The following is a 26,570-nucleotide window of genomic DNA, read 5'->3' as shown; positions in this document are numbered from 1 at the left end:
ACGGCTTTGCCGAGGGATACTTACTACGTCTCATAAACAGTCGCCAAGCATCGGGACCTGAGCTTGCTGACCCTCAAGCGGGTGGAGAGCGGCAGTGGCGAGCCGACGGTCGAGACGTTGAACAGCATCGGCAGCATCTGACCCGGTACCGACAAAATAACGAGACTGATCAACTTCTTAGCTAACTTTTGGCTGTTTTTTTACACGAATCCATGCCGACCCTCTTCATCTGCTTCACCTCGGATTGCGATATTGAATCGCTTATCCGGGTGTCCGGGAAAGAGGGGCAGGATCAAACAGCTGGTAGCCGCTCTCGGTATGCGTGGCCGCTCGCAGCAGGCCGCGCCGCAGATAGTTGCGCACTACATGCACCGTGACGTCGCCCTGCTGTGCCAGCTGGCGTACCGTCATCAGCGGCGGCGCTGCTTCGTCTTTGGCCGCCATTGGCGCACTCCCGCTAAGATGTTAATCACGCTTGACCTGTGTCTCGCACACAGGTCAAGCTCGACTGACGCGATGCCCTCAATGACAAGACGCCTGGTGCTCCCGCGGCGATAACGACGGGCCCGCGCGTATGCGGACCGCCATTGCCCAGGTGCGTTGAAAGTGGAACGCATCACGGCACTTCCACGGACAGCGCGGCGGGTGTCTGCGGCTTCCTGGCCAGCTGCCGTTGCTTGATCAGCGAGTACAGCGCCGGAATCACCACCAGGGTCAGCACCGTCGACGAGACCATGCCACCCACCATCGGCGCGGCGATGCGGCGCATCACCTCCGAGCCAGTGCCGCTGCTCCACATGATCGGCAGCAGGCCGGCCATGATCGCGACCACGGTCATCATCTTTGGGCGCACGCGGTCGACCGCACCCTCGATGATCGCCTCGCGGAGGTCGCGTGCGTCCAGCAAGCGGCCTTCGGCCTGGCTCTGTGCGGCGCGCGCCTCGAGCGCGTGGTCGAGGTAGATCAGCATCACCACGCCGGTTTCCGCGGCGACGCCCGCCAGCGCGATGAAACCCACGATCACCGCGACGCTGACGTTGTAGTCGAGCATCCACATCAGCCAGATGCCGCCGACCAGTGCGAACGGCACCGACAACATCACGATCAACGACTCGGTGACGCGACGGAAGTTGAGGTACAGCAGCAGGAAGATCAGCGCCAGCGTCACCGGGATGACGACGCGCATCTTCTCCGCGGCACGCTGCATGTATTCGTACTGTCCGCTCCAGGTCACGTAGTAGCCCGGCGGGAATTGCACCTGCCCGGCGACCGCGTCCTGCGCGGCCTGCACGTAGCGGCCCAGGTCGCTCTCGCGCGTATCGACGTAGATGTAGGCCGCCAGCATCGCGTTCTCGGTGCGGATGCTGGGCGCGCCCATCGTGACCTCGATGCGCGCGAGCTCGCCCAACGGCACCTGGGCGCCGCCGGGTACCGGCACCAGGACCTGCGTCCCGATACGGTGCGGGTCGTCGCGCAGCTCGCGTGGATAGCGCACGATCGCGCTGAAACGCTCGCGCCCCTGGAGGATGGTGGTGACGATCTCGCCGCCCAGCGCGGCCGCCACCACGTCCTGCACCTCGCCCAGAGTCACGCTGTACTGGGCCAGGCTGCGCAGATCCGGGGTGATGTCGAGGTAGTAGGCGCCGGTCAGGCGTTCGGCGAACGCGCTGGTCGTCCCCGGCACCTCGCGCACCACTGCTTCGATCTCGGTGGCGAGGGCGTCGAGCTGCTCCAGATCGTTGCCGAAGAGCTTGATGCCCACGGGCGTGCGGATGCCGGTGGCCAACATGTCGGTGCGTGCCTTGATCGGCATCGTCCACGAGTTGGCGACACCCGGGAACTTCAGCGCCGCGTCCATCTCGGCGATGAGCTTGTCGGTGGTCATGCCGTCGCGCCACTCGTCCTCGGGCTTGAGGTTGATGGTCGTTTCGAACATCTCCAGGGGCGCCGGGTCGGTCGCTGTCAGGGCACGACCGGCCTTGCCGAACACGGATTCCACCTCCGGGAAGCCCTTGATGATCCGGTCCTGCTGCTGCAGCAGCTCCGAGGCCTTGGTCACCGACATGCCCGGGAGCGAGGTGGGCATGTACAGGAGCGTCCCTTCGTTGAGCGTGGGCATGAACTCGCTGCCCAGCCGCGACGCGGGCCACAGGCTGGCGAACAGGGCGACGAGGGCGATCGCGATCGTGGCCATCCGGTACCGCAGCACGACGTCGATCACCGGGCGGTAGGCCGCGACCAGGAACCGGTTCACCGGATTCTTCTGCTCGGGCACGATCTTGCCGCGCACGAACAGCAGCATGAGCACCGGCACCAGCGTCACCGAGAGCAGCGCGCCCCCGGCCATGGCAAACGTCTTGGTGAACGCCAGCGGCTTGAACAGGCGGCCTTCCTGCGCTTCCAGGGCGAAGACCGGCAGGAACGAGACGGTGATGATCATCAGGCTGAAGAACAGCGCCGGGCCGACCTCGCGGCAGGCGTCGATGATCAGCTGGGTTCGGCTTCGGGAGCCGTCGGAGCGCTCGATGTGCTTGTGCGCGTTCTCGATCATCACGATCGCCGCGTCGACCATCACGCCGATCGAGATCGCGATGCCGCCCAGGCTCATGATGTTCGAGTTCATGCCGAGCGCACGCATTGCGATCACCGCGATCAGCACGCCGACCGGTAGCATGACGATCGCGACCAGCGCGCTGCGCGCATGGAACAGGAACACCAGACACACCAGCGCGACGATCAGGCTCTCCTCGAGCAATGTCGTGCGCAGCGTCTTGATCGCACGCACGATGAGATCGGACCGGTCGTAGACCGCCTGGACGCTGACGCCTTCGGGCAAGCCGCGTGCAAGTTCGGCGATCTTGTCCTTTACCCCGCCGATCACGGCCAGGGCGTTTTCGCCGAAGCGCGCAATGACAATCCCGGCCACGACATCGCCTTCGCCGTCCAGGTCGGCGATGCCACGGCGTTCGTCGGGCACCAGTTCGACCCGGGCGACGTCGCCGATCAGCACCGGTGCGCCTCCTTCGGCGCGCAGCACCAGGCTCTCGATGTCCTCGATACCGCGCAGGTAGCCACGGCCCCGCACCATGTACTCGGTCTCGGCCATCTCGATCACGCGGCCGCCGACGTCGCGGTTGCTCGCGGCGATCACTTCGGACACCCGCGATAGCGGGATGTCGAACTCGCGCAGCCGGACCGGGTCGACGGTGATCGAGTACTGGCGCACGAAGCCGCCGACGCTGGCGACCTCGGCCACGCCGGGCGCGGTGGTGAGCTGGTAGCGCAGGTACCAGTCCTGCATCGCCCGCAGCTCGTCCAGCGAGTGGCGATCGCTTTTCAGCACGTACTGGTAGACCCAGCCCACGCCCGAGGCGTCGGGTCCCAGCGCTGGCGCCACGCCGGCCGGCAAGTTCTTCGAGGCGACGTTCAGGTTCTCGAGCACGCGCGAGCGCGCCCAATAGAGGTCCGTGCCTTCCTCGAAGATGACGTAGATGAAGGAGGCGCCGAAGAACGAGAAGCCACGGACGTCCTTCGACTTCGGCACCGCGAGCAGCGCGCTGGTCAACGGGTAGGTCACCTGGTCCTCGACCACCTGGGGCGCTTGCCCCGGGTACTCGGTGAACACGATCACCTGGACGTCCGACAGGTCCGGCTGTGCATCAAGCGGCGTCTGCAGCAGGGCGTAGACGCCACCGGCGACGATCGCCAGCGCCATTACCAGCACAAGGAAAACGTTGCGGACCGACCATTCGATGAGGCGGGCAAGCATGTCAGTGCCCCTCGTGGTCGGTAACGGGAGCGTCGTGGTCGCTCACGGCCCCGTGGTCGCCTTGGCCATCATGATCGTCATGGGCGCCGTTGCCGCTGTCGGGGGGCGGCGTCGACTCCGGGGCGGCCGGCATGGTGTGACCGGCATGTGGATCGGCGGTGGCCTCGTCGTGCCCTGCGTGTGGATCCTCGCTGGCGTCCGAGGGCGAGCCGTGGCCCGCGTGACCGGCCAAACCTTCGAGCGCGGACTGCAGGTTGCTTTCGGCGTCGATCAGGAAGTTGGCGGAGACCACGACCTGCTCGCCCTCGGCGACCCCGTCCAGAACCTCGATGCGATCCCCGCCGCGCCGCCCCAAGGTGACGTCGCGCGGCGCGAAACGTCCCGGGCCGGTTTCAATCAGCACCATCTGGCGCGTGCCGCTGTCGAGCACGGCCGAGCGCGGAACGGTCAGGACCGGTCCTGCCCCCCGCTCCTCGAGCAGCACGGTCCCGTAGAGCCCGGGCCGCAGGTCGCCGTCGGGATTGGGCAGCGCGATACGCACATCCACGGTGCGCGTCTGCGCATCGACGACCGGCTGCACAAACGTGACCTCGCCCTCGGTCACCTGGCCTGGCAGGGCCACGGTTTCGAAGCGCGCCGGCTGTCCGACCCTGATCTCCGAGGCCTGCGCCGCCGGCACCTTGGCGATCACCCAGACCGTTGACAGGTCGGCCAGGCGCAGGATGGTTTCGCCCGGCTCGAAGCGCGCGCCCTGGACCACCGGCTTCTCGATCACGACCGCGTCCGCGGGCGCAGTGAGGACCAAGGCCGTCTTGCCCAGTTGCGAATCGCTGATTTCCCAGTTGCGCAGGCGGGTGCGTGCGGCATCGCGCAGGCGGACCATTGACGCCGCGCTCGCGGGATCGGACTCGGCCAGCCGGCGGGCAGTCTCGTCGGCCAGCCGGTATTCCTGCTGCGCTGCGGCCAGCTGCGGGCTGTAAACGGACAGCAGGGGCTGCCCGGCGCCGACCCGCATGCCGGTCTGGTTCGCATACAACCGCTCCACCCAGCCTTCGAAGCGCGGGGCGATCGCGTACTGCCGGGTCTCGTCGACCTCGACCGTGCCGCTGGTGCGCACGGTGGTGGCCAGGGCCCCGCGCGTGACCGCTTCGGTGCGCACGCCCAGCGCCTGCACCTTGTCTGGGGGCATCACCACCGTGCCCGGCGCCGCCGGCGGTGCGTCGCCGGCATAGACCGGGACGTAGTCCATGCCCATCGGGTCCTTCTTCGGCACCGGCGACGTGTCCGGGAGGCCCATGGGATTGCGGTAATAGAGCACCTTGCGTTCGGCGGCCGGCGCGTCGACCGAGGTGCCTGCGGCCGGTGAATTGTTCGTGGCGCGGCCGGCCATCCAGCCGACGGCGAGGGCGGCGAGCGCGACGCCAATGGCGAGCGACAGAGTCTGGACACGGGTCATTGGATGTCTCCTTCGATGGCGCGCACGGCGGCGGCGCCCGACAGTTCGTCACGCAGCGCATCGACCCGTGCGAGGTCGGCGCCCTGCCATTCATTGAGTGCTTCGAGCAGCGTTCCGAAGTCGACTTCACCGACCTGGTAGCTGGCCAGCGCGGACTGCCAGTTGGCGTCCGCTTGCGGCAGCAGCGTGTTCTCGATCAGCTCGCGCCGTTCGCGTGCGCTGGTCCACTGCGTCCAGGCGGAGGCACCGCGTTCTTCGACGTTCCGGAGCGTGGCGTCCATGCGGGCGAGTGCTGCGTCTTCGAGCAGGCGGGATTCGCGCTCGCGCTCGCGTCGGGCGCGCTGCTGGAACGGGATCTCCACCTCCAACATCAGCTCGGTGCTTTCGATCCCATTGCCGAGTTGCATCGCGCCCACGCCCACGGTGATATCGGGATACCGGTTGCGACGCTCCAGCACCACGTTCGTGCGGGCGGCCTCGGCGCGGGCCCACTGCGAACGCACTGCCGGATGCGCATCGGCGCCATCCAGTGCTTCGGCCAGCGAAGCGCTGCGAACGAAGAGGCGGGGCGCCTCATCGGGGCTGACCAGGGGCGCATCGGAGCGGCGACCCAGCACCGCGTTCAATGTGGCGACGGCCTCCTGTTTAGCGGCAATGCGCTCGATCCGCTCGCGCTGGAGGCTGGTCTGCTCGACCTGGGCGCGGATCGCGTCCTGCTGTGCCGCTTGGCCGAGGGCGTAGCGGACGCCGGCCATCTCTTCGACCTGGCGGAGCAGGGCGATGCGACGATCGAGCACGGCGACGGCTTGGTCAGCATGCCAATAGCGCACGTAGGCGACCTCGGCAACAACCAGCAGGTCGCGCGCAGTGGTGATGCGGTCGAGCCCGACCGCGATCGCATCTTGGCTGGCCGCGGTCCGCGCCAAGCCGCGCTTGCCCCAAAGCGGGAAGCGCTGGCGCAGCGCGTAGTCGACCTCGCGGCCGGCATCGGGGGTGCGCCAGGGCTCGTCCGGATCAAGGCCGCGGAATCCCACGGAGGCCGTCGGGTCGGGCAGGGCGCCTGCCGGCAGGATCCGCGCTTCGGCAGCCTGGGCCTCGAAGTCCATGGCCCGTAGCTCGGGGTTGTGTTCGAGAACCCAGGCGCGGATCGACTCGAGGTTGTGCCCCGGGACAGGGTCGGTGGCCGACGCCGGCAGCGCCAGCGTCCACAAGGCGCTGGCGAGCAGGCAGGGAAGCAGGTGCCGGAGCGGTGGCCGACGGCGGAACAGCGGGCGAGGGTGCAGGCGCCGGGCCTGCAGTCGGTCGAACAGGGATGCCATGTCAGATGTCCTTGGGCCGACGCGACGCAAGTCGCTCGGACGAGGGCAGGAACACATGCCGTGACGAGGCACGGCGTGAACGCACAGTACTGCGCCGCACAGACGTGCGGCGCAGTCAGCGTTCGGGCATCAAATCAGCAGGAGGGCCGCGGGATGGGCGGTCGGCCGGTGCCACGAGGGCCTGGGTGGCGAGTCCACCCATGTGGACGTGGCGCCCGGCGCACCATTCGCAATCTCGGCGACCGCAAACCAGGAGAGCCATGCTCCGACAAGCAGCGGCGGAATCGAAGGAATGCGCCCGCTATCCGCCGAGAGGTCACCCTCGGTGCAGTGTGCGCCGCACAACGCCTTGCTCGCCGAGTGAACCTCGGCATCGCAGCCGTGGCCATGGTCGTGATGGGTGTCGGTGGCGGCAGCGACAAACGCCGCCGGCGTGCCTGGGAGATCCAGGCACTCGCCATGGCCGGCCAGCGCGAACTGGGACCAGAGCAGCGCCGCCATCGCGAGGAGGACGGTGCGCTGGAACCATTTCCGATGGCGAAGGCGGGTCATGACTTGAGCTTACTTCTTACCGGGACTGAAGCAACTGACCCATATCAAGTCCGGGCCAAGCCAGGCGCCTGGTCTGATGCCGTCGTCGTCGGTCCTGCCGGGACCGACGCGGACTTGGCCAGGCGAAGTGCATTGGCCACCACCGATACCGAGCTCAGGCTCATGGCGAGCGCCGCGACCATCGGGCTCAGCAGGATCCCGAATGCGGGGTAGAGCACCCCGGCCGCGACCGGAACCCCCAGCGCGTTGTACAGGAACGCGAAGGTGAGGTTCTGCTTCATGTTGGCCACCGTGGCCTGGGAGATCTTCCGAGCGCGCAGGATGCCGCGCAGGTCGCCCTTGACCAGGGTGATCTGCGCGCTGGACATCGCGACGTCGGTGCCCGTGCCCATGGCGATCCCGACGTCGGCTGCGGCCAGCGCCGGCGCGTCGTTGATGCCGTCGCCCGCCATCGCCACCCGCCGGCCTTCGCGCTTGAGGCGCTGCACCAGCTCGGCCTTGTCCTCGGGGCGGACCTCGCCATGCACTTCGTCCAGGCCCAGCTCGGCGGCCACGGCGCGTGCGGTGGTGAGCCCATCGCCGGTGGCCATGATGATGCGCAGCCCCGCGGCATGCAGCTCATCAATGGCGGCCGCGGCCGAGGCCTTGATGGGGTCGGCGACCGCGATCAGGCCCGCCAGGCGGCCGTCCACGGCAAGGAACATGGCGCTCGCGCCTTCGCGGCGCAGACGTTCGGCCACGTCGACATGCGCACCGGGATTGGCGCCCAGGTCGTCCATGAGTGCGGTATTGCCCAGCGCAAGCGCGTGGCCGGCTACCGTCCCACGCACGCCCATGCCGGTCACCGAGTCGAAGCCCTCCACGCGGTCGAACTCGAAGTTCCGGCGCCGGGCCTCGGCGACGATGGCGTCGGCCAGCGGATGCTCGCTGCCCTGGTCCAGGCTGGCGGCCAAGTGCAGGACCCGGTCGGCGTCGAAGCCCTCGAAGGCCACGACTTCCTTGAAGGCGGGGCGCCCTTCGGTGAGGGTGCCGGTCTTGTCGACGATCAGCGTATCGATGCGGCGCATGTGCTCGATGGCCTCGGCATCCCGGAACAGCACGCCGACCTGTGCCGCCTTGCCCGTGGCGACCATGATCGACATCGGCGTCGCCAGGCCCAGCGCGCATGGGCAGGCGATGATCAGCACCGAGACCGCGTTGAGCACGGCGTAGGTCCAGGCCGGCTCCGGGCCGAAGATGCCCCAGATGAAGAAGGTGGCCACCGCGATCGCCAGCACCGCGAGCACGAACCAGTAGGCGACGGTATCGGCCATGCGCTGCATCGGCGCGCGGGAACGCTGCGCCTGCGCGACCAGCTGCACGATCTGCGAAAGCACGGTATCGGAACCCACCTTGGCGGCGCGGATCACCAGCGCGCCGGTGCCGTTCTGGGTCGCGCCGATGACCTGGTCGCCAGCGGTCTTCTCGACCGGGATCGGTTCGCCCGTGAGCATCGACTCGTCGACGCTGGAATGGCCTTCCACCACCTCGCCATCGACCGGCACCTTCTCGCCGGGGCGCACGCGCAGGTGGTCGCCGACATGGACATGGGTCAGCGGGATGTCCTCCTCGGTGCCGTCGGGATTGACCCGCCGGGCTTCCTTCGGTGCCAGTCCAAGCAGCCCCTTGATCGCCGCGGAGGTTTTCGAGCGAGCCCGCAGTTCCAGCATCTGGCCGAGCAGCGTCAGCGACACGATCACTGCCGCCGCCTCGTAATACACGCCGACGCGCCCATGTTCGGTAAACGACGGCGGGAACAACCCGGGTGCCAGCGTGGCGACCAGGCTGTAGCCAAAGGCGGCCGCGACGCCAATGCCGATGAGGGTGAACATGTTCGGGCTGCGGTTGCGGATCGACTGCACGCAGCGTTCGAAGAACGGCCAGCCAGCCCACAGCACGACGGGCGTGGTCAGAACCAGCTCGACCCAGGTCTGCACGTCGATCGACAGCGGCAACATCTGTACGCCGCCCAGCACGACACGCGGGAGGTACTGGCCGAACATGGCCAGCACGAGCGTCACCACCGTCAGCGGAAGCGTCCACCAGAACCGGCGTGAGAAGTCGCGAAGTTCCGGATTGTCATCGTCCTCCAGGCTCGGCATTTCCGGTTCCAGCGCCATGCCGCAGAAAGGACAGTTGCCCGGACCCTGTTGCCGGACTTCAGGGTGCATCGGGCAGGTGTAGATGGCGCCGGGCTGGGTCACCTCGGGCTCATCCCGGGACGTCAGGTAGCGCTCGGGCTCAGCCACGAACTTCGCGCGGCATCGCTCCGAGCAGAAGTGAAAATGGGCGCCGGCGTGGTCCGCATGATGCGGCGTGGTGGCGGGATCTACCTGCATGCCACAGACCGGGTCGGTTACCCGTCCATCCGCAGTCTCGACAGGGGCTTCGCCTGCGGAATGGTGATGGTCATGGGACGACGGTGAGTTCATGCCGATGCTCGCTTTAGTGAGGATGGACTGCCAAGGCAGTGTGCCATTGCGGGTTAAACAGCTATTCGGGGTTGAGCGTCCCGAGCACTGAAACAACAATCAGGATCAAGATGGCCAGCGCGGCCTCAGCCGTAACACTCTGCCGCAAAGCCCGCACCTCCTGCGCGGGATCTCCGCTGGTCAGCGCTCGTTCCAAGCGCGGCACCAGCGTCCATCGGTGCAGCGCTCCCAAACCCAGCATTCCAGCGAACAGGGCCAGTTTGAACAGCAGCAACTTCCCGTAGGTGCTCTGGAACAGGGCCGAAAACGACCACGCGGTGAGATCCCCGTAGTGCGCGATGCCGGACACGATGAGCGCACCAACGAAAATCGTTCCCAGCGTCGAAAACCCATGCAGAAAGTCATGTGTTGATCGCAGACGCCCGCTGCCGGAGGCCTCCTTGCCGCGCAGGAGCATCCCCAGGAACATCAGGACCGCTGCGATCCAGCCGCCTGCCGCGAGAAGATGGACGATGCCTGCAGCAAGCCGGACCGCGCCTGCCAAGCCCTCGCCAGCGGCGGCGTGGCCGTTCCATGCCAGCGAAGCGAGTGCGCCGCCCGCCAGCGTCGCCGCCAGCGGGAAGGCGGGCTCCACCTTCCCGCGGCGACGATGCCATCCGAGCACAAACATCAGGGCGAGCAGCAGCGCGCCTCTCGCCATCGCTGCCCGGCCCGCGGACGTCTCGAGCAGATACCAGCCAAGCGATGCGCGATCAACGTCGGCAACCGGCATTCCCATGATGCCCGCGGTCTTGAAGACGACATCGGCGCCGGTGAGCACGATACCGACGATAGCACTCACCAATAGGACGCCCATGAGTGGCCACCCGGCCAGGGCGTCGGCGTGTGCCGATCGACGCGAACCGAACCATCCGAACAGTGGAACCCCGAAAAGAACCATGAGAACAAGGTATTCCAGGAATCTCAGTGTATAAGCCGACAAGTCGAACATTCGCGACTCCTCAGCGCACCGTGAATGTGAAGCTGCCCGTCATGGGATGGTTGTCGCCTCCCACGGCACGGTATTCCACGGTATAGACGCCCGGAGCCAGCGGCCGAGACAACTTGGCACGCAGGGTCTTGCCGCCATTGACGATCTCGGTCGTAAAGTTCTCGATCGGCATGGTGGAACTGCCGTGCATCATGAGCAGCTTCAGGCGGGACGCCCGCGGCAGCAATGTTTCGTTGAAGACGAGATCGATTGCCTCTGGAGATGCCACGACCGCATCTGCCGCCGGCGTGGACTGTTGCAGCGCCGCGTGGGCGTGCGCCACCTGCAGCGAAAACTGCCCCGCCGCAATTGCGAGGACTAGCGCGAAGGAGCGAATGACGTTTGACGATTTCATACGGATATTCCTCATTGCGAATGTGATGCAACGTTGTTCATGGGCGTTGCCCTGACAGTCAGTGCTGTGCGAACGGTTCGATGGTCCCGTCGTGATGGACCAGCTCGACCGTGTACGGCTGCTGGCGCCCATCCGGAACCTCCATGCCCGGCGAACCAAGCGGCATTCCCGGGAGGACCAGGCCGCGTGCGTCCGGCTTTTCTTCGAGGAGGCGCTTGATGTCCGCGACCGGGACATGGCCTTCGATGACGTAGCCGCCAACCTCGGCCGTGTGGCAGGAGCCCTTTGCATACGGAACACCCAGGCGCTCCTTGACCGGACCGAGGTCACCCATGTCGTGCACATCCACGGTGAAGCCCGCTTTCTGCACGTGGTCGATCCAGGCACTGCAGCACCCGCAGGTCGGGCTCTTGTAGACGGTCATGCGTGGCAGGGCTGCTGGAGTCGAGTCGGCCGTTCCCGAGGTGGCCTGTGCGGCGGGCGCGATGGTGGATTGCGCGGGTGAAGCGGCCTGTGTGCAAGCACCCAGACCGGCCACGACGAGAGTCACCCACGTCAGGCGGCTCAATTTGCAAGCTTTCATCTTGGTTCTCCGTTCAGCGCTTGGTCCGCGAGGACCAGTGGATGTGGACGATCCGCCAGCCGTCCGCAGCCTGCTTCAGCACCATCGTCTCGGCGCTCAGGACGGTCAGTGGCTTTCCGTCCTTCTGGGCATGCAACTCGCTTTCGGTTCCGACCCATGCGAACTCGCCAGCGGTTCGTGCACGCTGACGGAGCAGCTGGCGATGGGCGCCCTTGAGGAACGCCGCATCGCTGGCGGCGTGATGGCCCATGTATTCCTCACGACTGTGCTCGGCGCCTCCGGATTCCTGGATGAGGACGTCGGCAGCGAGCAGGGCTTCGACCGTGGCCAGGTCGCCGCTGGACAGGGCGGTGTTGAACCGCTCCGCCACGGCGACAGCGGCCGCTGCGGCGGCTGGGACGTCCACGTCCACGGATGCCGCGGCGGCCGGGTGATGAGCATGCGACTGCGACGCCTGTGCCATCGCGGGCGATGCGACGGCCAGTGCAAAGGCGAGGGTGAAGGAGGTTGCTATTGCTTTCATGCATGGACTCCAGGGGGTCAGTGGTTGTGTGCTTGGCCTGCGGAAACGCCGATCAGCCGGGCGTGCTTCGGGTGTGTCGGGTTTCAATGTCCTGTTGCCTGTCAGAACCAGATTCGAACGCCGGCCACGATCCGGGTGTCGTCGATGTCCCCGGACTGCGCACGACGGTGGTCCGCCGTTCCGCCGTAGGCGCGCTCCCAGACCACCCCGACATAGGGAGCGAATTGACGATGGAACTCGTAGCGCAGGCGGAACCCGGCCTCGACCGTGCTCAGCCCACTGCCAATTCCGACCTCGGGATCGTCCTTGCTCCAGGCCTCACCTTCGACCAGCCACTGGCCGATCAGTCGATTGGTGAACAACATTTCGTACTCGGCTTCCGCCCCGATCCCCACCTGGCCGGACTCGCCCAGGTACGCCGTGGCTGAGACTTCGAACATGTACGGTGCCAGACCGATCACGCCGAGCGCCGCGTAGGTGCGGGACGAGCCGCCATCAAAGCCAAAGTCATGGCGGACACCGGCGACCGCATCCCACCACCGGGCGATGGCGCGGCCGTATAGGACCTCCACGTCGGCGGACTCGGTGGATCCACCAACGCGCTCGCCCTCGCTGCGCAGCCAGAGCCGGTTCAAGTCGGAGCCGACCCAGCCCATCGCTTCCCAAGCCACACCGGTGCCGTCTTCATCCGCGTCCCACACCTCAAGCCGATCAAGCGCCCAATAGGAGTGGATCGATTCGCCGTGCATCAGGTGCTCGTCGAGGTCCTGGAACGCTGCGGCACGATCGGCCGGCGTGACGACAGGAATAGGCTCGTGTGGTTCGGCCGTGGCCGGGAGATCCTGGCTGGCACCTGCCTGGTGGCCCATGGAAGCGTGGTCCATGCCCGAGTGGTCCATGTTCGATCCATCCATTCCAGAGTGATCCATCGAGGAATGGTCCATCGTGGAGTGATCGCTGCCGGCAGGGTCCGCCGCCCCCTGTTTCATGGCGCCGTGGTCCATGTTTCCGTGGTCCATGGATCCGTGATCCTGCGTTCCATGTTCCATCGGTTCCGCCGGTGGCTTTGACGGGGTTGCGTGGTGCGCATGGTCGCTGGGGCGTGGGTCAACCGGCTTGGCCTGCGACTGTGCGGCAGTCGGCTTCGCTGCCGGATGGTGCGAGGCGTGATCTGTCTCCTGGCCCCACGCCGGCGCGACACCGGCAGTGAGGAGCAGCGCGGTGGCCAAGCCGAGGGTGAGCGGGTTGCGGCGGGATAGGGTCATGGCGTTCATTCCTCCACCCGCACTTCGCGGAACATGCCGGCTTCCATGTGGTAGAGCAGGTGGCAGTGGTAGGCCCAGCGGCCGAGCGCATCGGCGCGCACCCGGTAGCTGCGCTTGGTGCCTGGCGGCATGTCGATGGTGTGCTTGCGCACCATGAAGTTGCCGGACTCGTCCTCGAGGTCGCTCCACAGGCCGTGGAGGTGGATCGGGTGCGACATCATCGTGTCGTTGACCAGCACGATCCGCATGCGCTCGCCATAGTTCAGCCGCAGGGGCTCTGCGTCGGCGAACTTCAGTCCGTCGAACGACCAGGCGAAGCGCTCCATGTGGCCGGTGAGGTGCAGCTCGACCGTGCGGCCGGGTTCGCGGCCGTCCGGGTCGCGGAACGTGCTGCGCAGATCGGCGTAGGTCAGCACGCGTCGGCCGTTGTCGCGCAGGCCAATGCCCGGATCGTCCAGCTTGGGCGCGGGTGTCATTGTCTGCATGTCGACGAGCGGGTTGCCGGTCTCGGTGGCCGGGTGCTGCTGCATTCCGCCGGCGCCGTGATCCATGCCTGCCATGCTTCCGCCGGCCATTGCGCTTCCGGCCATCGACGACATGTCGTGGCCGCTGTGGTCCATCCCAGCCATTGAGCTAGACATCGAGGACATGTCGTGACCGCCGCCGCCCATGCCGCCGTGGCCCATGTCGTCCATGGTAAGGAGCGGCTTGGGACCGACGTCGGGCACAGGCGCACGCAAACCGTCTCGGACAGCGAGGGTGCCGCTGATGTAGCCGGTGCGCCCCAGGTCCTGCGCGAAGATGGTGAACGCATCCTGCCCGGTGGGTTCGACGATGACGTCGAAGGTCTCGGCGGTGGCAATGCGGAATTCGTCAACCGTGACCGGATGCACGTACTGGCCGTCGGCCGCGACCACCGTCATCTTCAGACCCGGGATGCGCACGTCGAAGTGCGTCATCGCGGAGCCGTTGATGAAGCGAAGGCGGACCTTCTCACCAGACCGGAAGAGGCCGGTCCAGTTGCCGAGCGAGGTCGTGCCGTTCATGAGGAAGGTGTAGGTGTTGCCATTGACGTCCGACAGGTCGGTCGGCGTCATCCGCATCGCACCCGCCCACATCTTGCGGTCTTCGACCGTGGGGGCCCAGCCGTGCTGCTTCACGTCGTCGAAGAAGTCGCCGACCGTCTGCTTGGCGTAATTGTCGAAATCCGACCGCTTCTTGAGCCTGGCGAACAGGTGGCGTGGGTCCAGGTCGGTCCAGTCCGACAGCATGACCACGTAATCGCGGTCATAGGCGAAAGGTTCGGGCTCGAGCGGCTCGATCACCAGCGGCCCATACAGGCCGGCCTGCTCCTGGAAGCCGGAGTGGCTGTGGTACCAGTAGGTGCCGCCCTGCACCACGTTGAAGCGGTACTGGTAGGCCTCGCCGCGGTTGATGCCGTCGAAGCTCAGCCCGGGTACACCATCCATGTTGGCCGGCAGCAGGATGCCGTGCCAGTGGATCGATGTCTGGTTGCCATGGATGGAACCGGGGGGCAGGGCATTGCGGACCCGCAGGTTGACGGTCGTGCCCTCGCGCCAGCGCAGCAGCGGCGCCGGAACGGATCCGTTGACCGTGATCGCGGGGCGCGTGGCGCCGGTGAAGTTCATCGGCGTCTCGCCGATGGTCAGATCGAAGTCGGTGCCCGAGAGCACGTTGGGCAGGCCCTCGGCCTTGACGGCCCAGCTGGAACGGGGCCACAGACCCAAGGTTGCGACGGCCCCGCCAACAGCAAGGCCCTGGACGAAGCGGCGGCGCGACGGGGCAGACAGCCCCTCGGCACGGCCGAAAGAATCGGATGACATGGGAACTCCGGGAAAGGTCGAAGGCTCGCGGGACGAGCGTTATCCTGTCAGTGCGGAGCAGCGGACAGGATCCATCAGCGCCTCGGGAGGCGCGCAGGGACACTTAGCCGATCGGAGGTCGGAAGAGATTTCTCAGAGCCGCGGACGCGTGAACCGACAGGAAGGGTTCGGCGGTCTGCCGGTACCGGACGGTGAAGTCGGCGAGTGCCGACCCGGCAAGTGCCGCGGAGCAATGGTGCATGCACGCATCGCAATCGCCTGACTGACAGCAGTCGTCCAACGGCGATGCTGCACCGGCATGGTCAGCGGCCTTGGGGTAATGGTGATCATCGGCCCCCGGAGCAGCCGCTGAGGCCCCGTGGCAGGCAGCCATGGCCTCGGCTGCTGTCGACGCCGTGGTCGCGTAGGTCGCGTCGCCCAGGGAGTCGCGCACGTGCTCCATGTGCATGGACGCGCCAGCGATGCCCGGACCGTTCGCCAGCAAGGCAACGATCAGGAACAACCGCATCATGAGCGCGCGGAAAGGCATGCGCCCTAGTATACGTGCGGATATAAACGCCGGATGAACGCAGCGACAACCGCACGGGACGCAGCTCGAATATCGAGCCCCCAGCCCTTCGTCGCCTGCCTAGCCCAACGCGCCTGCAGCAGTTTTTCGGCTACAGGGCCATGTCTTCGTAGCTGCGGGGATCAGAGACCGGCTCCAGGTGCCCGGTCACGCGCATGGCCGGGAACTCCGCCACGATCTTCTCCACCAGGTCTTCCATGGCGTCATGCCCGCGCAAGACGGTCCAGTCGCCGGGCACCAGCATGTGCATCTCCATGAACTGGCGGGCCCCCGATTCGCGGGTCCGCACGGCGTGGAACTCGATCCGGCCCGGTTCGGCGTGCGCGTCCAGGATGGCCTGGATCCGGGCGTTGTCCTCGGGGGACAGGGTCGCGTCCATCAGGCCGGAGGCGGATTCGGACATCAGCCGGTAGCCGACAACCAGGATGTTGACGCCCACCAGGATCGCGATCACCGGATCCAGCCAGTCCCAGCCCGTCAGCCACGCCAGCCCCAGGCCCACCACGACCCCGACCGAGGTGTACACGTCGGCCATCAGATGCTTGCCGTCGGCGCGCAGGGTGATGGAGCGGTGCTCGGTGCCGACCTGGATCAGGATCCGCCCGACGACACCGTTGAGGACGGCGGCCACGATCGAAATGGCGAGGCCGATGCCGAGCGCTCCCAGTGGCCGCGGATTGAGCAGGCGATCGATGCCCAAGTAGATGATCGAGGCCGCGGCGACGAAGATCATGATCCCTTCCAGCGCGGCGGAGAAATACTCCGCCTTGCTGTGGCCGAAGTGGTGGTCGTCGTCGGCCGGCTGGGCGGCGATGGTCAGCGAGACCAGAGCCACGATGGCGGCCACGAGGTTGACCATCGATTCGGCGGCGTCCGACAGCAGGCCCACCGAGCCGGTGATCGCCCAGGCACTGCCCTTGAGCAGCACCGTCAGCACCGCCGTCACGATCGCCAGCCACGCGTACTTCCTCAGGTCCGGCGTGGCTTCGGCCGGTCTGTCATGGGGTTTCATGGGGACTATTGTCCGCTGCGACCGCGGGCCGGGCCAGCCGGCGCATGTCGCGCAGTCGGCAGGTCCGCTCAGAACCTCGACCGCCCGCAGCAGGCGTCGTCGTTCCGGCGCGGGTCGGCACCGCTTGCGCGCCGGTCGATCCTAAGCGGAGCGCGCATAGGCTGGCAGGCATCAGATTCACACGATGAGAAGGGCACAGCAAGCCCCTAGCCAGCCGTCCTGCGTTGAGCGAGGTTGGCTGTTTGCTTGCCCGAAGCGGGTGTTCGCCTGAGCGCGCGGATTAGGGCCGGTTATCGGGGGTAGGGGCGACGCCCATTTGCATGACGGATCCTTCAGTCATGCTTGAGGCGTGGAAAATTTCGAGCCGACGATCAGGGCGCCCGCGTTCGACGTCCCCCCGCCTTCAGTAGCGGTCGGCTTTAGAGTCCGTGGTTAGGGTATCCGAGCTGGCCAGGGTTTTGGCATAGGCTTCTGGGGTCAGCCCGTCGAGCGCGTTCTTTGGCCGTTCTTCGTTGTATTCGCGGCGCCAGGTTTCGATGACCGTGCGGGCGTGCAGCAGGCTGGTGAACCAGTGCTCGTTGAGGCATTCGTCGCGCAGGCGGCCGTTGAAGCTCTCGACGTAGGCGTTCTGGTTCGGCTTGCCCGGCTCGATCAGGCGCAGGGCGACGCCACGGTTGTGAGCCCACTCGAGCATGGCCTTGCCGCAGAACTCCTTGCCGTTGTCGGTGCGGATCACCTCAGGCAGGCCGCGCTTAGACGCGTGACATCGGCGAGCTGGAGCCGGAGTCAGTAGCGCTGCAACATGACAATCACTGATAAATCAGGCTGTTAGGCCTAGCGAGTAGTTACTTGTACCGGATCTACTGAGTAGCCAAAATGAATCGCCCCGGGTTCACTAGACATCTCCAAGCCGTACATTACGGCAACTGAGGAGGTGTGTATGCGCAAGCGATATACGGAAGAGTTCAAGGCGGAGGCGGCCAAGCAGGTCATCGAGCATGGTTTGCCGACACGCGAGGTGGCGATGCGGCTTGGGGTGGGGGCGGAGTCCCTGTACACGTGGGTCCGCGAGCGCCGCAAGCAGCCTGAGGTACGTCGGGCCGAAGCCGACCAGGCCGCCGAGGTTCGACGGCTGCAGGCCGAGCTGCGGCGGGTGACCGAGGAGCGCGACATCCTAAAAAAGGCCGCGGCGTACTTTGCCAAGGGGTAAGGGCGAAGGACGCGTTCATGCAAGCGCACCAGGAGGAGTTCCGCGTGACCAGCATGTGCCGGGTTCTGGGGGTGCAGCGCAGCGGCTTCTACGCGTGGCGCCGCCAGCCACAAAGCGCACGGGCCACGGAAGATCAGCGTCTTCTGGGCCTGATCAAGCAGGCATGGCTGGAGAGCGGCACGGTGTACGGCTACAGGAAAGTCACCGACGATCTGCGCGACCTGGGCGAATCGTGCGGCAAGCACCGGGTGGCCCGGTTGATGAGGGCCGAAGGTCTGCAGGCGCAGGTGGGCTATGGTCGGCGCCCACAGCATGGAGGCGGGAAGCCGTCGACGGTGGCTCCGAACCACCTGGATCGCCAGTTCGACGCTCCGGCACCGAACACGCACTGGGTCACCGACATCACCTACATCCGGACCCACGAGGGCTGGCTGTACCTGGCCGTGGTGCTGGACCTGTACTCGCGTCAGGTGGTCGGCTGGGCGATGCAGGGCCGGATGCAGGCCGATCTGGTGCTGCAGGCCTTACTGGCGGCGGTATGGCGGCGCAAGCCGGCTCCGGGGCTGATGCTGCACTCCGACCAGGGGAGCCAGTTCACGGGTGGAGAATGGCAGGCGTTCCTGAGGGCCCACGGCATCGTCTGCAGCATGAGCCGTCGCGGAAACTGCCACGACAATGCCGTGGCGGAGAGCTTCTTCCAGTTGCTCAAACGGGAGCGGATCAAGCGGCGGACCTACCCGGATCGGGCCACGGCGCGCAGCGACGTGTTCGACTACATCGAGATGTTCTACAACCCCAAGCGCCGGCACGGATCCAATGGAGGACGGTCTCCGGTAGAGTTCGAACGGCAGGCGGGACATTCAGGCTTGTAGGTGTCTACGAAACCCGGGGCGATTCAATCAGCGCCAGCAGGATCAGCACGACGACGGCGTAGAAGGTCCATTCGCCAATGCTTTCGGCCAGTCCGCGCTGGTCGGACAACCAGTCGGCGACCGAGTTTCCGGGTCCGGCCCGTTCGCCGCGCGCCGGCCGCTCCAACCATCCCCAGCCTACGGCCCATTTCGGCCCCTTCGCCCACAACCAGTGGAGGAGGGAGGTGACTAGCGCGGCGATACCGAGCCATTTGTGCAGGCGATACATCTTGTCGAGGCCGCCCAGCCAGGCCTGCGGCCACATGGGCCGAAGCGCCAGCACCATGGCAAAACCCATGCAGCCCATCGCAACCACGCCGGTCAGCTGCAGCATGGTGGTGCGCAGCCCGAAGAAGGTGGTTGACCGAAAGATCGTGGGCTCCGCGATGAGCCACAGGACCACCAGGAGCACCACGGCTCCGGCAAACACATGCCTCAGCTTACGCATGAGGCACCGTTGCGAATAGCCGTGAAGGGATCACTCAAAACCTCCAGGTGGCGCGCACGTACAGATCGTCATCCCGGCGTGGACCGGCGGCGGCGGGGAGGTCGATTTCCTTGCGCCGCCGCAGGCGCGCGTCCAGCTGCCAGGCCTGTGTCGCCTGCCACACCCAGCGCGCCTCGATCAGTTCGTCGTTCGGGCGGAAGTCACTCGACAGCAGCCAGCCGTCGGCGACGCGGCCGTAGACGATGCCGAAGTTGTGCCCCGGCAGGATGTCCATGAAGTTGAGCGACGCCTGCCAGGACAGCGAATCCGAACTGCCGCTGCCGGAGTTCATGGCTTCCCGACGCGGAGTGTTGGGGGCATAGCCGAGTTCGCCGCCGAGCCGCAGCCTGGTTTCGCCGTCGCCAAGTCGCCACTGGGCGGTGGCCTTGGCGGTCACGGCGAAGTAGTCCTCCGTCCGGGCATCGGCGACGCCGTAGGGATGCAGCGCGGACGGGAGCCAGTTGACCGTGACCACACGCTGGATCAGCGGTCCGATCGGCGTCTTGGATTCGAGGACGGCCAGCATGCCCAGGCGCGAGCCGCTGTCGCTGAACTCCAGCGGCCGGCGCAGGGTGCCGGTCGGGCCGCGGCGGTCGTTGTGGCGCAGGACCAGGTGGGTGGTCCAGTCGTCGCCGGGGCGCCACTGCAGCCAGGCGCCATCGGTCCAGGTGACGTCGAAGTTGGTGCTGTCGTTCTGGTCCAGCGACTTCTTCATCACGTCGTCCAGGCCCCATGCGGCCTGGAAGCGGCCGACGCGAACGCTCCATGGCGCCTCGGCCGGGCGGTATTCCAGCCAGGCCTCGTCGATCGTGCCCTGGCCGTTCTCCAGGCCCGCCGGACCCGGCGCCCAGGTGCGCATCCAGAACTCCTCGCTGTCCTGGTCGCCGTCGAGCCGGGCGGCGACCCGGCCGCTGAAGTGCCAGCCGCCGCCCAGCTCGCCCTGCAGGCGGAAGCGGAGGCGGGCGCGCAGGCTGTCGGCATCCGATTCGGTGCCGCTGCGGCTGCGGGTCTCCGAGGCGACGTAGCCGAAGCGCATATCGCCGCTGGTCTTCCAGGCATCTGCCGCAGTCGCGTCGGCCGTCACCAGTGCGAGCAGCGTGACGGCGAGCCACGCGAAGGGGTAGGGCCGTCGGGCAGGCAGGGCTCGCCGGGTACGCATGGGTTTGGCCTCCGGGTCGGGAGGCGCAGGTGGCGGGTTATCGACTGCGCCTGATCGTCGTGGAGACTTTGCGCGCCGTAAACATGTGCGTCTTTGACCCAGATCAACCGCAAGGGGTGGTCAGGAGCCCGCCCCTTCGTTGGGATCGTCGAACAGCGCCTCGTAATTGGCAACGGCACCGTGCATGTCATGCACGGGGGCGGCGTCGGACGGATCGGCCTGCAGCGCCTGGGTACCGGCCATAAAGCGGGCAAGCACGGCGTGCAGGGCGACGTCGGGTTCGACCGGCAGGCTGCAGTTCTCGAACATGTATTCGACGGCGGCATCGACCTCGGCGGCTCCTGCCAGGATCGTGGCTTCGTCGGAGGCCTGCTCCAGGCTGCCGATGGCGGCGCGCACCCGCGACATGCCCTCGATCAGCGGCGCGTCCGGCTCCCACTGGACGTGGTGGTCGGGCACCGGGAAATCCACGCCGGCCGCGTGCGCCGTGTCGTGGCCATGGTGGTCGTCGTCGTGCGCACCCGCCGCGTCAGAGGCACTGGTGGCCGCCTGGTCGGCCTGCGCCGTTGCCGTCGCGTCCGAGGCAGCGGACGCAGCCGACGAAGTGTCTTGTGTGCAGCCGGGGGCCAGCGTGCCCAGCGCGAGTGCGAGTGCCGCGACGAGGGGAATCTGCTTCACATTCATACAAGGCTCCGTGTAAGGAAAATCGAAAGATCTTCAGAGCCCAGTCTGGCGCGGGGGCGGCGGGTATGCAAAGCCCGCTGCGGCGCTGGAAGTTCAGCCGGCGAAGCCGCCATCGGCCAGAAAGGCCCGCTCTTCGGCCGTGGATTCACGCCCAAGGAGCCAATTGCGGTGTGGAAAGCGGCCGAAGCGGCGGATGATGTCATGGTGCCCCCGCATCCCGTCGGCGCGCCTGCCACCGAGCCGGGCTGCCAGCGTCAGCGACAGCGTCTGGTCGACGGGATCCTCGGAATGGGTGAAGGGATACACGAAGAACACCCGGAACCCGTCCTCAACGCGCTGCATGTGCCCCAGCTTTTCCGCCTCGCGACCGAACATCAGCGCCAGGCCGTCGGTGGCAAACATATGCGCGGTGCCGCGGAAAGCGTTGCGCGGGAACTGGTCAAGCAGTACCAGCAGCGCCAGCGCGCCGTGCGGGGTCCGGATCCAGTCATCGCAGCGGCGCGCGGCAGCCTCCATGTGCGCGGTCAGGAAGCGCTCGCGGAAGAGGCGGTCGAAATCGGGATCCTTCACCATCCACAGTCCCTCGGCGACGACGTTCCGCCAAAAATCGGCCAGCTCGGTGATGCAGGGTTGCGCCGTCAAGGTGCTCATCTCCGCGCTGCGCCGCGCTTGGAGGGCGGGAGCAATCGAATGCTACTGCTGGGCGGTTGGGACGATTGACCGCATCATGTGGCCAAGGTTAGCGCATGTACTGGAGAGACTTCGTCGCATACAGCAGACTCGCGCCGAGTATGCCTGCGATCCGACGCGTCGTGCCCGCAACCGCGGTTGGGCAAAGGGGACCGATTAGGGATGTTTATCGGGGGTAGGAGAGGGTAGCTTCCGACCCAAGGCGGACCCACTTGAACGTTCAGGCATCCTGCGAAGTTGTCCATGAGATCCTCCGCGGCAGGGCTTTGATTAAAGCTCTGCCCGAACTGCGTGTTAGATGTAGTACTTAAAATTCGGCTTCCACTTGTCGGGACTGACCCCGCGGTTTGCCAATAGGATCTCGCCCACCCGATCGGAATACTTGATGGTGATCGGCCGACCCTCACCCAACTGGCAGGCGTTGTAGTTGAGCTTGGTCAGGCCAAGGATATCCTTGGCGATCTCCAGAATGTCGCCCTCGCCATGCTGCAGCGTGATCTCCAGGGGCACCGGAACCTCGAACCCATCGTAGGTCGCAATCCTGGCCTTAAAGCCGTTGGTGAATAGCAAGCCATGGTTCGCAGAGCGTTGCCAGAAGACGCCGCGCTGGACTGGTTGCTGGCCGCGCTTGGTGGCATCGGGATGCGCGTCATAACGATACAAGCGCAGTCCCTGCGAATCCTGCCTCACGCGGATCGCGGTGAGCTTAACCCCCGGCGGACAGGCATTGAGGAATCCTTGATACTCGTCGGCATCGATCCCTGAATGAGCATGCAGGAAGATTTCCTTGAGCGGTAGTCCGTGTTCCTGGGTGTAAGTGGCGATCGTGCCGCGCAGCAGCGCTTCGGCCTTCTCAGGCGGCAAGTGGAATTCGCCGCGCTCCTTGGAGTACCAAGGACCGAATTCGCCGACGAACACTACGCCATCGCCGCTGTCGAGGAACAACTGGGCGGCGCAACAGGCCTGGCGTCCGTCTTGGGTGATCTTGTATGCGAGCCCGACGTAACACACGCCCTCGCGTGCCCAAGGCGTTTTCCAAGGCTTGGCGCCACACTTGTAGTACAGCGCGGTGCTGAAATTCCAAAGGCGGTCGGAGAGCGGATTGGTGCCTTTCTCGCCATTACGCACCTGCGCGCTTACGCGAAGCGTCGCCTCCCGAATGATTTGTACCGGCAGATCGTGCGCCATCATTCGAGCCTTGAGCTGGCGCCGGAAGTCCGGTGACAGCCCAAGCGCCTGCTCATAGGCGTCAATGTTGCTGATCGCGGCTGCTACATTGTCGTCAGCATCATCGAACATCCTGGTCTGGCCGCGCTTGCGGTCGCATAGCGCTTGGTCAAGAAACCTCTTTTCCTTCCGCGTGCGTTGAGTGTCACTGCGTTCGTCCAACGCCACGCTCGAATGGGGATGACAATTCTCATACACCTCGTCGGGAACGATGCAGATCGCCAGCGCGGGTTTGGCATCGAGTTTGGCGGTGCGCTCGATCGCCTGCATGAACAGTCCGGTGACTGCATAGGCACGCTCGTGCTTGTCGCTCTTGCGCGAGGCTTCAGACAGCGTCTGAGCATCTACCTCATAGTTGCGGATCGGCGATGGCCAGCGCGTTCCGAAGGCGACATCGAAACTAGGGTAGGGCGGCCAGGCACGATGCCGGTTCTCGTCGATGCAAGCGGCTGGGCTGTTGAGGTCGTCGCACCAGCTCTTCCACAGCGCCAGCCCCTCTGGTGTGCCCACGACAACGTGTTGGGGCAGTTGCGAGCAAGGTTCGGCCGGCCCGAACAAGGCCAGTCCATCATGAGGATCTTCAGCGGTCTGGCCATTTCCGAATAGGAGCGCCGGCTCGCCGAGATAATGAAAGGTGTCGGTCATGGTGTCGTCAATATGGCGGTGGGGGTAGGCATGCCGGCATCGCCTGTATCGTCTCCGTCATCCTGGTGCGCGCGATACAGCGCCATCTCCTGCCCGATCTCCGATGCATCGGTTAATGCAGACACATCCAGACCGACCGGACACTCCCATCGCATGGGCGCCGTGGTCATTGTCACGGCTCTGTGGCCATTGCCGACCGTCACCTTGCCCGGATGGGTCTCAAGTCCTTGCACGACGCCGAGTAGACGGGCAAGCCATTGCTTGTTCCACCAGGATTTGGTCACCACTTTTCTGCGTCGGTTGATCTCCTTGCCCTCGAACATCGCGCCTTCGAGTGTGGTGACCCTGACGTAAAGCCTGATGACAGCGGTCCATTGTCCCTGCTTATCCTGGTCGCAACGGAATCGGGGGCCGAGCTGATAGCGGAACTCCGAGGCGCGCTCACCGTAGCCTTTAGTGCGTTTTCCGGTGAGTTGGACGGTAGTCTTCTGCCCGTCAACATGGGTGATGGCCTGCGCCAACTCTTGCTCGCCATCGCGGGTGAAGTGATATCCCTTGCGGTCGTGACAGAACACCAGCCCTTTGGCTTCACAGGCGACATCCAGGCTGCGACGCAACAGGAATTTGGCGACGTTGATTGTGAGATGTCCGTGTGTGTGCTCGGCATCACGCCAGGAGAACTCCGAATAGCGGCCGCTCACGTCGCCGAGACATGAGCCGGAAGGAGGGAGGTCGAAGGCGATCAGCGTGCGTTCGTTGGCGACGTAGAACGCCCACTTCCTTGACAACTCGTAGCGCTCGGCCATGGTCAGCGCATACGGCACCCTGATGTCGAGCATGCTGGTGGGCACGGTCATGGCGAAGACATTGGCGAAGACCGGTTCGGGTTTGGCGATGGTCACCTGCGATGGCAGGAAGTCGCGCAACGCGATCTGCGCGCCGCGCTCAGCAGCGAGCGAAGGTCGGATGCCGGACGAGGACAAGGCGTCGAGCACCGCGTTCAGACCCTCACGCCATGACGAGGAGAAGTCGGCCGCGACCAGCTTGGTCAGGCGCGAGGGCAAGGTCCAATCCTCCGAAATGATCCCCTTGCAGGGAATCACGAGGTCTCGGTTGCGCGCGGTCGCGATCGCGCAGCGTTCAAGAAACAGGGGGTCGGCCAGGCTCGCGCTTGAGAGGATCGGCAGGTAACGATTGGCCCGGTGTGCAATCAACGTCCTCACCGTCTCGTCTGCGTCTTCGCCGGCCAATGGTGCCGTGCCTCTACACCAGGTGCGAAAGCCTGACAGGGATAGTCGCCTGGAAAGCCATGCGGCGATCGCATGGTCGGAAGTGACGTGATCGATGAGGATCGTATCGTGGCTGTCAGCGATCGATTCGCCGCCTCGCTGCGGGAAGAACGGCGGCACGAAGATGGACGGGTGCTGCGCGAGTAGATGACGCTGTGGCCCGGAAAGCTGGACGCGAAGTCGCTCAAGATCGAACAGGTCGAGTCTCCAGCCGAAATCGTCCTTAACCATCTTCACTGCCGCGTCCTTGTCTCTAGCGGCGATGGCTTCAGTGCAGGCAAACACGAAGACATCAGGCTTATGTTCTACTTCTCTGACGCGTTTGCAGTCACTGCGCAGCTTGATACGCCAGTCGGTGCGCACGGTGTATGCAAAACAAATTGTGCGTCCCGCGGAGTCGGTACGGATGATTGCGTCGCGTCCTTCGTCTCCGGTACCGCCCAAGGGATCGATTGTTGAATAGCCTGCGCTGGCGAGCAGTGCGGAGCACAGCCGCTCGAACTGCCTGTAGTCCGAGAGCTGCTCTAGACAATAGGTGATGGCATCAGCAGACACAGGCGGAGTATCCCTTCTCGTCGCATGTCTTCACAGGCTATAGGCCAGTCCTATCAAGTTCAAGCGAGCGTCAGCGAACAGGTTAGGGGCGGCCAAGTCGGCATTGAGAATGCCCACTTCTGGCTGGAAGCGGACTTTGGGGTAAGGATTAGATGGATATATCAGGGGTAGGGTTGGCTTCCATCCCTGCGTAACTTGGATTGTCGACGTCCTGCCGTTCGGGTAGCTAGAACTCGGCCTTCAGTCATGTCCGTAGATTGCAATCACATCCTCGTGCATGGCGGAAATCTGTTCCGCATGAGAGCCTTCGATGAGCATACTGATGTCAGTTCGCATGCAGATCTCCATGTCTTTCTGCGCCATGTAGTTGGCGTGAACCAAGACCTCTCGTATCTGATCTGCTGGCTCTGGATACTCGCGCTCCTCTGGATCCGCGTTGCTAGCCAAGAAATCCTTGTAGCATCGCTCGATGATCGGCGTTGAGTGGTCTTGTATCTCGCTCACTACTCGCAAGATCTCCCTGATCTTGGCATCGAGAGAAGCCTGCGTACTGAAAAAGATGTTGCCGTTCGGATGTGCCGTTTCGTTGCGATCGTCCACCAGCTTGCTGTAAGTTCCGATCTTGCCGTTGTCGCAGGCGATCAGCTTGAGAAAGCGTAGGATGGTGCGCTCATTGACCTTGCTGAAGGTGAAGGGCGATGTGGCCTCCATCATGTTCTTCTCGACATCCTTGCCAAAGCCGATCAGGCCCTTCGCGAAGTCGACGGGCTCGGCGTTCTTGATCTGCCAGATGTTGAAGTACACGAAGCTCATCGCCAGCATGTGGTAGGCGAGGAAGGCGAACTGGTATTTGCCGTGCGTATAGTTCGTCTGGAAGGCGTCCCAGAGGAAGGCGACGTACTCCTGCTCCTGCGGGCTCCTGAAGGAGAGCGGGAGGTAGTCCGCGAGTTCGGCGGCCTCTTCCAT

22 protein-coding genes and 1 pseudogene are annotated in these 26,570 nt (G+C 65.4%); 1 reads left to right on the top strand and 22 read right to left on the bottom strand.

The features are described 5' to 3' along the window. Positions 1-261: 261 nt before the first annotated feature. The 15 genes and pseudogenes from E2169_RS07960 to E2169_RS07890 all read right to left on the bottom strand — a co-directional run. Positions 262-444 (bottom strand): MerR family DNA-binding transcriptional regulator, encoded by a 183-nt coding sequence (locus tag E2169_RS07960; protein WP_132986100.1) that lies wholly within the window; start codon positions 442-444, stop codon positions 262-264. Between the two features lie 172 nt (positions 445-616). Continuing rightward, positions 617-3,769, bottom strand: coding sequence for an efflux RND transporter permease subunit (locus tag E2169_RS07955; protein WP_132986099.1), 3,153 nt, complete (start codon positions 3,767-3,769; stop codon positions 617-619). Position 3,770: 1 nt separating this feature from the next. Then, the gene (locus tag E2169_RS07950; protein WP_132986098.1) at positions 3,771-5,225 is read right to left on the bottom strand and encodes an efflux RND transporter periplasmic adaptor subunit; all 1,455 of its coding nucleotides are present in this window, start codon (positions 5,223-5,225) and stop codon (positions 3,771-3,773) included. Beyond that, positions 5,222-6,544 (bottom strand): TolC family protein, encoded by a 1,323-nt coding sequence (locus E2169_RS07945; protein ID WP_229659130.1) that lies wholly within the window; start codon positions 6,542-6,544, stop codon positions 5,222-5,224. The genes E2169_RS07950 and E2169_RS07945 overlap by 4 nt, the downstream gene beginning before the upstream one ends. Positions 6,545-6,673: 129 nt before the next feature. Further along, positions 6,674-7,096 (bottom strand): hypothetical protein, encoded by a 423-nt coding sequence (locus tag E2169_RS07940; RefSeq protein ID WP_132986097.1) that lies wholly within the window; start codon positions 7,094-7,096, stop codon positions 6,674-6,676. 44 nt (positions 7,097-7,140) lie between these two features. Next, on the bottom strand, positions 7,141-9,567 hold the full coding sequence (locus E2169_RS07935; protein ID WP_132986096.1) for a heavy metal translocating P-type ATPase: 2,427 nt from the start codon (positions 9,565-9,567) through the stop codon (positions 7,141-7,143). 61 nt (positions 9,568-9,628) lie between these two features. Further along, positions 9,629-10,558 carry a copper homeostasis membrane protein CopD gene (gene copD, locus E2169_RS07930; protein ID WP_132986095.1) on the bottom strand — a complete coding sequence of 310 codons (930 nt, stop codon included), beginning with the start codon at positions 10,556-10,558 and terminating at the stop codon, positions 9,629-9,631. Positions 10,559-10,568: 10 nt separating this feature from the next. After that, entirely contained in the window at positions 10,569-10,952 is a 384-nt protein-coding gene (gene copC, locus E2169_RS07925; RefSeq protein WP_132986094.1) for a copper homeostasis periplasmic binding protein CopC, read from the bottom strand. Positions 10,953-11,010: 58 nt separating this feature from the next. Continuing rightward, positions 11,011-11,535 (bottom strand): DUF411 domain-containing protein, encoded by a 525-nt coding sequence (locus E2169_RS07920; protein WP_370465108.1) that lies wholly within the window; start codon positions 11,533-11,535, stop codon positions 11,011-11,013. 13 nt (positions 11,536-11,548) lie between these two features. Next, positions 11,549-12,058, bottom strand: coding sequence for a nuclear transport factor 2 family protein (locus E2169_RS07915; RefSeq protein WP_132986092.1), 510 nt, complete (start codon positions 12,056-12,058; stop codon positions 11,549-11,551). A gap of 101 nt (positions 12,059-12,159) precedes the next feature. Then, positions 12,160-13,332 carry a copper resistance protein B gene (locus E2169_RS07910; protein WP_229659129.1) on the bottom strand — a complete coding sequence of 391 codons (1,173 nt, stop codon included), beginning with the start codon at positions 13,330-13,332 and terminating at the stop codon, positions 12,160-12,162. Further along, a complete protein-coding gene (locus E2169_RS07905; protein ID WP_132986091.1) occupies positions 13,329-15,167 on the bottom strand; it encodes a copper resistance system multicopper oxidase in 1,839 nt (612 codons plus the stop codon). Before E2169_RS07905 ends, E2169_RS07910 begins: the two co-directional genes overlap by 4 nt. Before the next feature lie 103 nt (positions 15,168-15,270). Next, complete coding sequence (locus E2169_RS07900) at positions 15,271-15,696, bottom strand: CopL family metal-binding regulatory protein (RefSeq protein WP_132986090.1); 426 nt, start codon at positions 15,694-15,696, stop codon at positions 15,271-15,273. Positions 15,697-15,826: 130 nt separating this feature from the next. Beyond that, on the bottom strand, positions 15,827-16,747 hold the full coding sequence (locus tag E2169_RS07895) for a cation diffusion facilitator family transporter (RefSeq protein WP_129135893.1): 921 nt from the start codon (positions 16,745-16,747) through the stop codon (positions 15,827-15,829). A gap of 403 nt (positions 16,748-17,150) precedes the next feature. Next, a pseudogene (locus E2169_RS07890) lies at positions 17,151-17,507 on the bottom strand (integrase core domain-containing protein); the annotation flags it as partial. A 180-nt stretch (positions 17,508-17,687) separates the two neighbouring features. Between E2169_RS07890 and E2169_RS07885 the strand changes: the two are divergent. Beyond that, positions 17,688-18,829 (top strand): IS3 family transposase gene (locus tag E2169_RS07885; RefSeq protein ID WP_132986089.1). Its coding sequence is split into 2 segments (ribosomal slippage): positions 17,688-17,931 and positions 17,931-18,829, totalling 1,143 coding nucleotides; the frame shifts between segments, so codons are not numbered across the junction. A gap of 4 nt (positions 18,830-18,833) precedes the next feature. Here E2169_RS07885 and E2169_RS07880 read toward each other — a convergent pair. The 7 genes from E2169_RS07880 to E2169_RS07850 form a co-directional block, all read right to left on the bottom strand. Further along, entirely contained in the window at positions 18,834-19,316 is a 483-nt protein-coding gene (locus E2169_RS07880) for a ferric reductase-like transmembrane domain-containing protein (protein ID WP_132986088.1), read from the bottom strand. Positions 19,317-19,350: 34 nt separating this feature from the next. Beyond that, on the bottom strand, positions 19,351-20,514 hold the full coding sequence (locus tag E2169_RS07875) for a porin (protein ID WP_132986087.1): 1,164 nt from the start codon (positions 20,512-20,514) through the stop codon (positions 19,351-19,353). Positions 20,515-20,634: 120 nt separating this feature from the next. After that, on the bottom strand, positions 20,635-21,198 hold the full coding sequence (locus E2169_RS07870; RefSeq protein ID WP_132986086.1) for a hypothetical protein: 564 nt from the start codon (positions 21,196-21,198) through the stop codon (positions 20,635-20,637). A gap of 93 nt (positions 21,199-21,291) precedes the next feature. Continuing rightward, positions 21,292-21,840, bottom strand: coding sequence for a DUF924 family protein (locus tag E2169_RS07865; protein WP_207918375.1), 549 nt, complete (start codon positions 21,838-21,840; stop codon positions 21,292-21,294). A 342-nt stretch (positions 21,841-22,182) separates the two neighbouring features. After that, on the bottom strand, positions 22,183-23,760 hold the full coding sequence (locus E2169_RS07860; protein WP_132986084.1) for a hypothetical protein: 1,578 nt from the start codon (positions 23,758-23,760) through the stop codon (positions 22,183-22,185). Next, entirely contained in the window at positions 23,757-25,604 is a 1,848-nt protein-coding gene (locus E2169_RS07855; RefSeq protein WP_132986083.1) for a restriction endonuclease, read from the bottom strand. The genes E2169_RS07860 and E2169_RS07855 overlap by 4 nt, the downstream gene beginning before the upstream one ends. A 240-nt stretch (positions 25,605-25,844) precedes the next feature. Next, positions 25,845-26,570 carry a hypothetical protein gene (locus tag E2169_RS07850; protein ID WP_132986082.1) on the bottom strand — a complete coding sequence of 242 codons (726 nt, stop codon included), beginning with the start codon at positions 26,568-26,570 and terminating at the stop codon, positions 25,845-25,847.

Origin of the sequence: Luteimonas terricola (assembly GCF_004352845.1) — a bacterium.
In the GTDB taxonomy this organism is placed as follows: domain Bacteria; phylum Pseudomonadota; class Gammaproteobacteria; order Xanthomonadales; family Xanthomonadaceae; genus Luteimonas; species Luteimonas terricola.
Note: the sequence above shows the minus strand (reverse complement) of the source record. Positions and strands in the feature narration are given on the sequence as shown.

What these genes read in the sequence shown, in the direction of transcription:
- E2169_RS07960 (WP_132986100.1), bottom strand. Translation starts at nt 444, where the DNA reads ATGGCGGCCAAAGACGAAGCAGCGCCGCCGCTGATGACGGTACGCCAG.
- E2169_RS07955 (WP_132986099.1), bottom strand. Translation starts at nt 3,769, where the DNA reads ATGCTTGCCCGCCTCATCGAATGGTCGGTCCGCAACGTTTTCCTTGTG.
- E2169_RS07950 (WP_132986098.1), bottom strand. Translation starts at nt 5,225, where the DNA reads ATGACCCGTGTCCAGACTCTGTCGCTCGCCATTGGCGTCGCGCTCGCC.
- E2169_RS07945 (WP_229659130.1), bottom strand. Translation starts at nt 6,544, where the DNA reads ATGGCATCCCTGTTCGACCGACTGCAGGCCCGGCGCCTGCACCCTCGC.
- E2169_RS07940 (WP_132986097.1), bottom strand. Translation starts at nt 7,096, where the DNA reads ATGACCCGCCTTCGCCATCGGAAATGGTTCCAGCGCACCGTCCTCCTC.
- E2169_RS07935 (WP_132986096.1), bottom strand. Translation starts at nt 9,567, where the DNA reads ATGAACTCACCGTCGTCCCATGACCATCACCATTCCGCAGGCGAAGCC.
- copD (WP_132986095.1), bottom strand. Translation starts at nt 10,558, where the DNA reads ATGTTCGACTTGTCGGCTTATACACTGAGATTCCTGGAATACCTTGTT.
- copC (WP_132986094.1), bottom strand. Translation starts at nt 10,952, where the DNA reads ATGAAATCGTCAAACGTCATTCGCTCCTTCGCGCTAGTCCTCGCAATT.
- E2169_RS07920 (WP_370465108.1), bottom strand. Translation starts at nt 11,535, where the DNA reads ATGAAAGCTTGCAAATTGAGCCGCCTGACGTGGGTGACTCTCGTCGTG.
- E2169_RS07915 (WP_132986092.1), bottom strand. Translation starts at nt 12,058, where the DNA reads ATGAAAGCAATAGCAACCTCCTTCACCCTCGCCTTTGCACTGGCCGTC.
- E2169_RS07910 (WP_229659129.1), bottom strand. Translation starts at nt 13,332, where the DNA reads ATGAACGCCATGACCCTATCCCGCCGCAACCCGCTCACCCTCGGCTTG.
- E2169_RS07905 (WP_132986091.1), bottom strand. Translation starts at nt 15,167, where the DNA reads ATGTCATCCGATTCTTTCGGCCGTGCCGAGGGGCTGTCTGCCCCGTCG.
- E2169_RS07900 (WP_132986090.1), bottom strand. Translation starts at nt 15,696, where the DNA reads ATGCCTTTCCGCGCGCTCATGATGCGGTTGTTCCTGATCGTTGCCTTG.
- E2169_RS07895 (WP_129135893.1), bottom strand. Translation starts at nt 16,747, where the DNA reads ATGAAACCCCATGACAGACCGGCCGAAGCCACGCCGGACCTGAGGAAG.
- E2169_RS07880 (WP_132986088.1), bottom strand. Translation starts at nt 19,316, where the DNA reads ATGCGTAAGCTGAGGCATGTGTTTGCCGGAGCCGTGGTGCTCCTGGTG.
- E2169_RS07875 (WP_132986087.1), bottom strand. Translation starts at nt 20,514, where the DNA reads ATGCGTACCCGGCGAGCCCTGCCTGCCCGACGGCCCTACCCCTTCGCG.
- E2169_RS07870 (WP_132986086.1), bottom strand. Translation starts at nt 21,198, where the DNA reads ATGAATGTGAAGCAGATTCCCCTCGTCGCGGCACTCGCACTCGCGCTG.
- E2169_RS07860 (WP_132986084.1), bottom strand. Translation starts at nt 23,760, where the DNA reads ATGACCGACACCTTTCATTATCTCGGCGAGCCGGCGCTCCTATTCGGA.
- E2169_RS07850 (WP_132986082.1), bottom strand. Translation starts at nt 26,570, where the DNA reads ATGGAAGAGGCCGCCGAACTCGCGGACTACCTCCCGCTCTCCTTCAGG.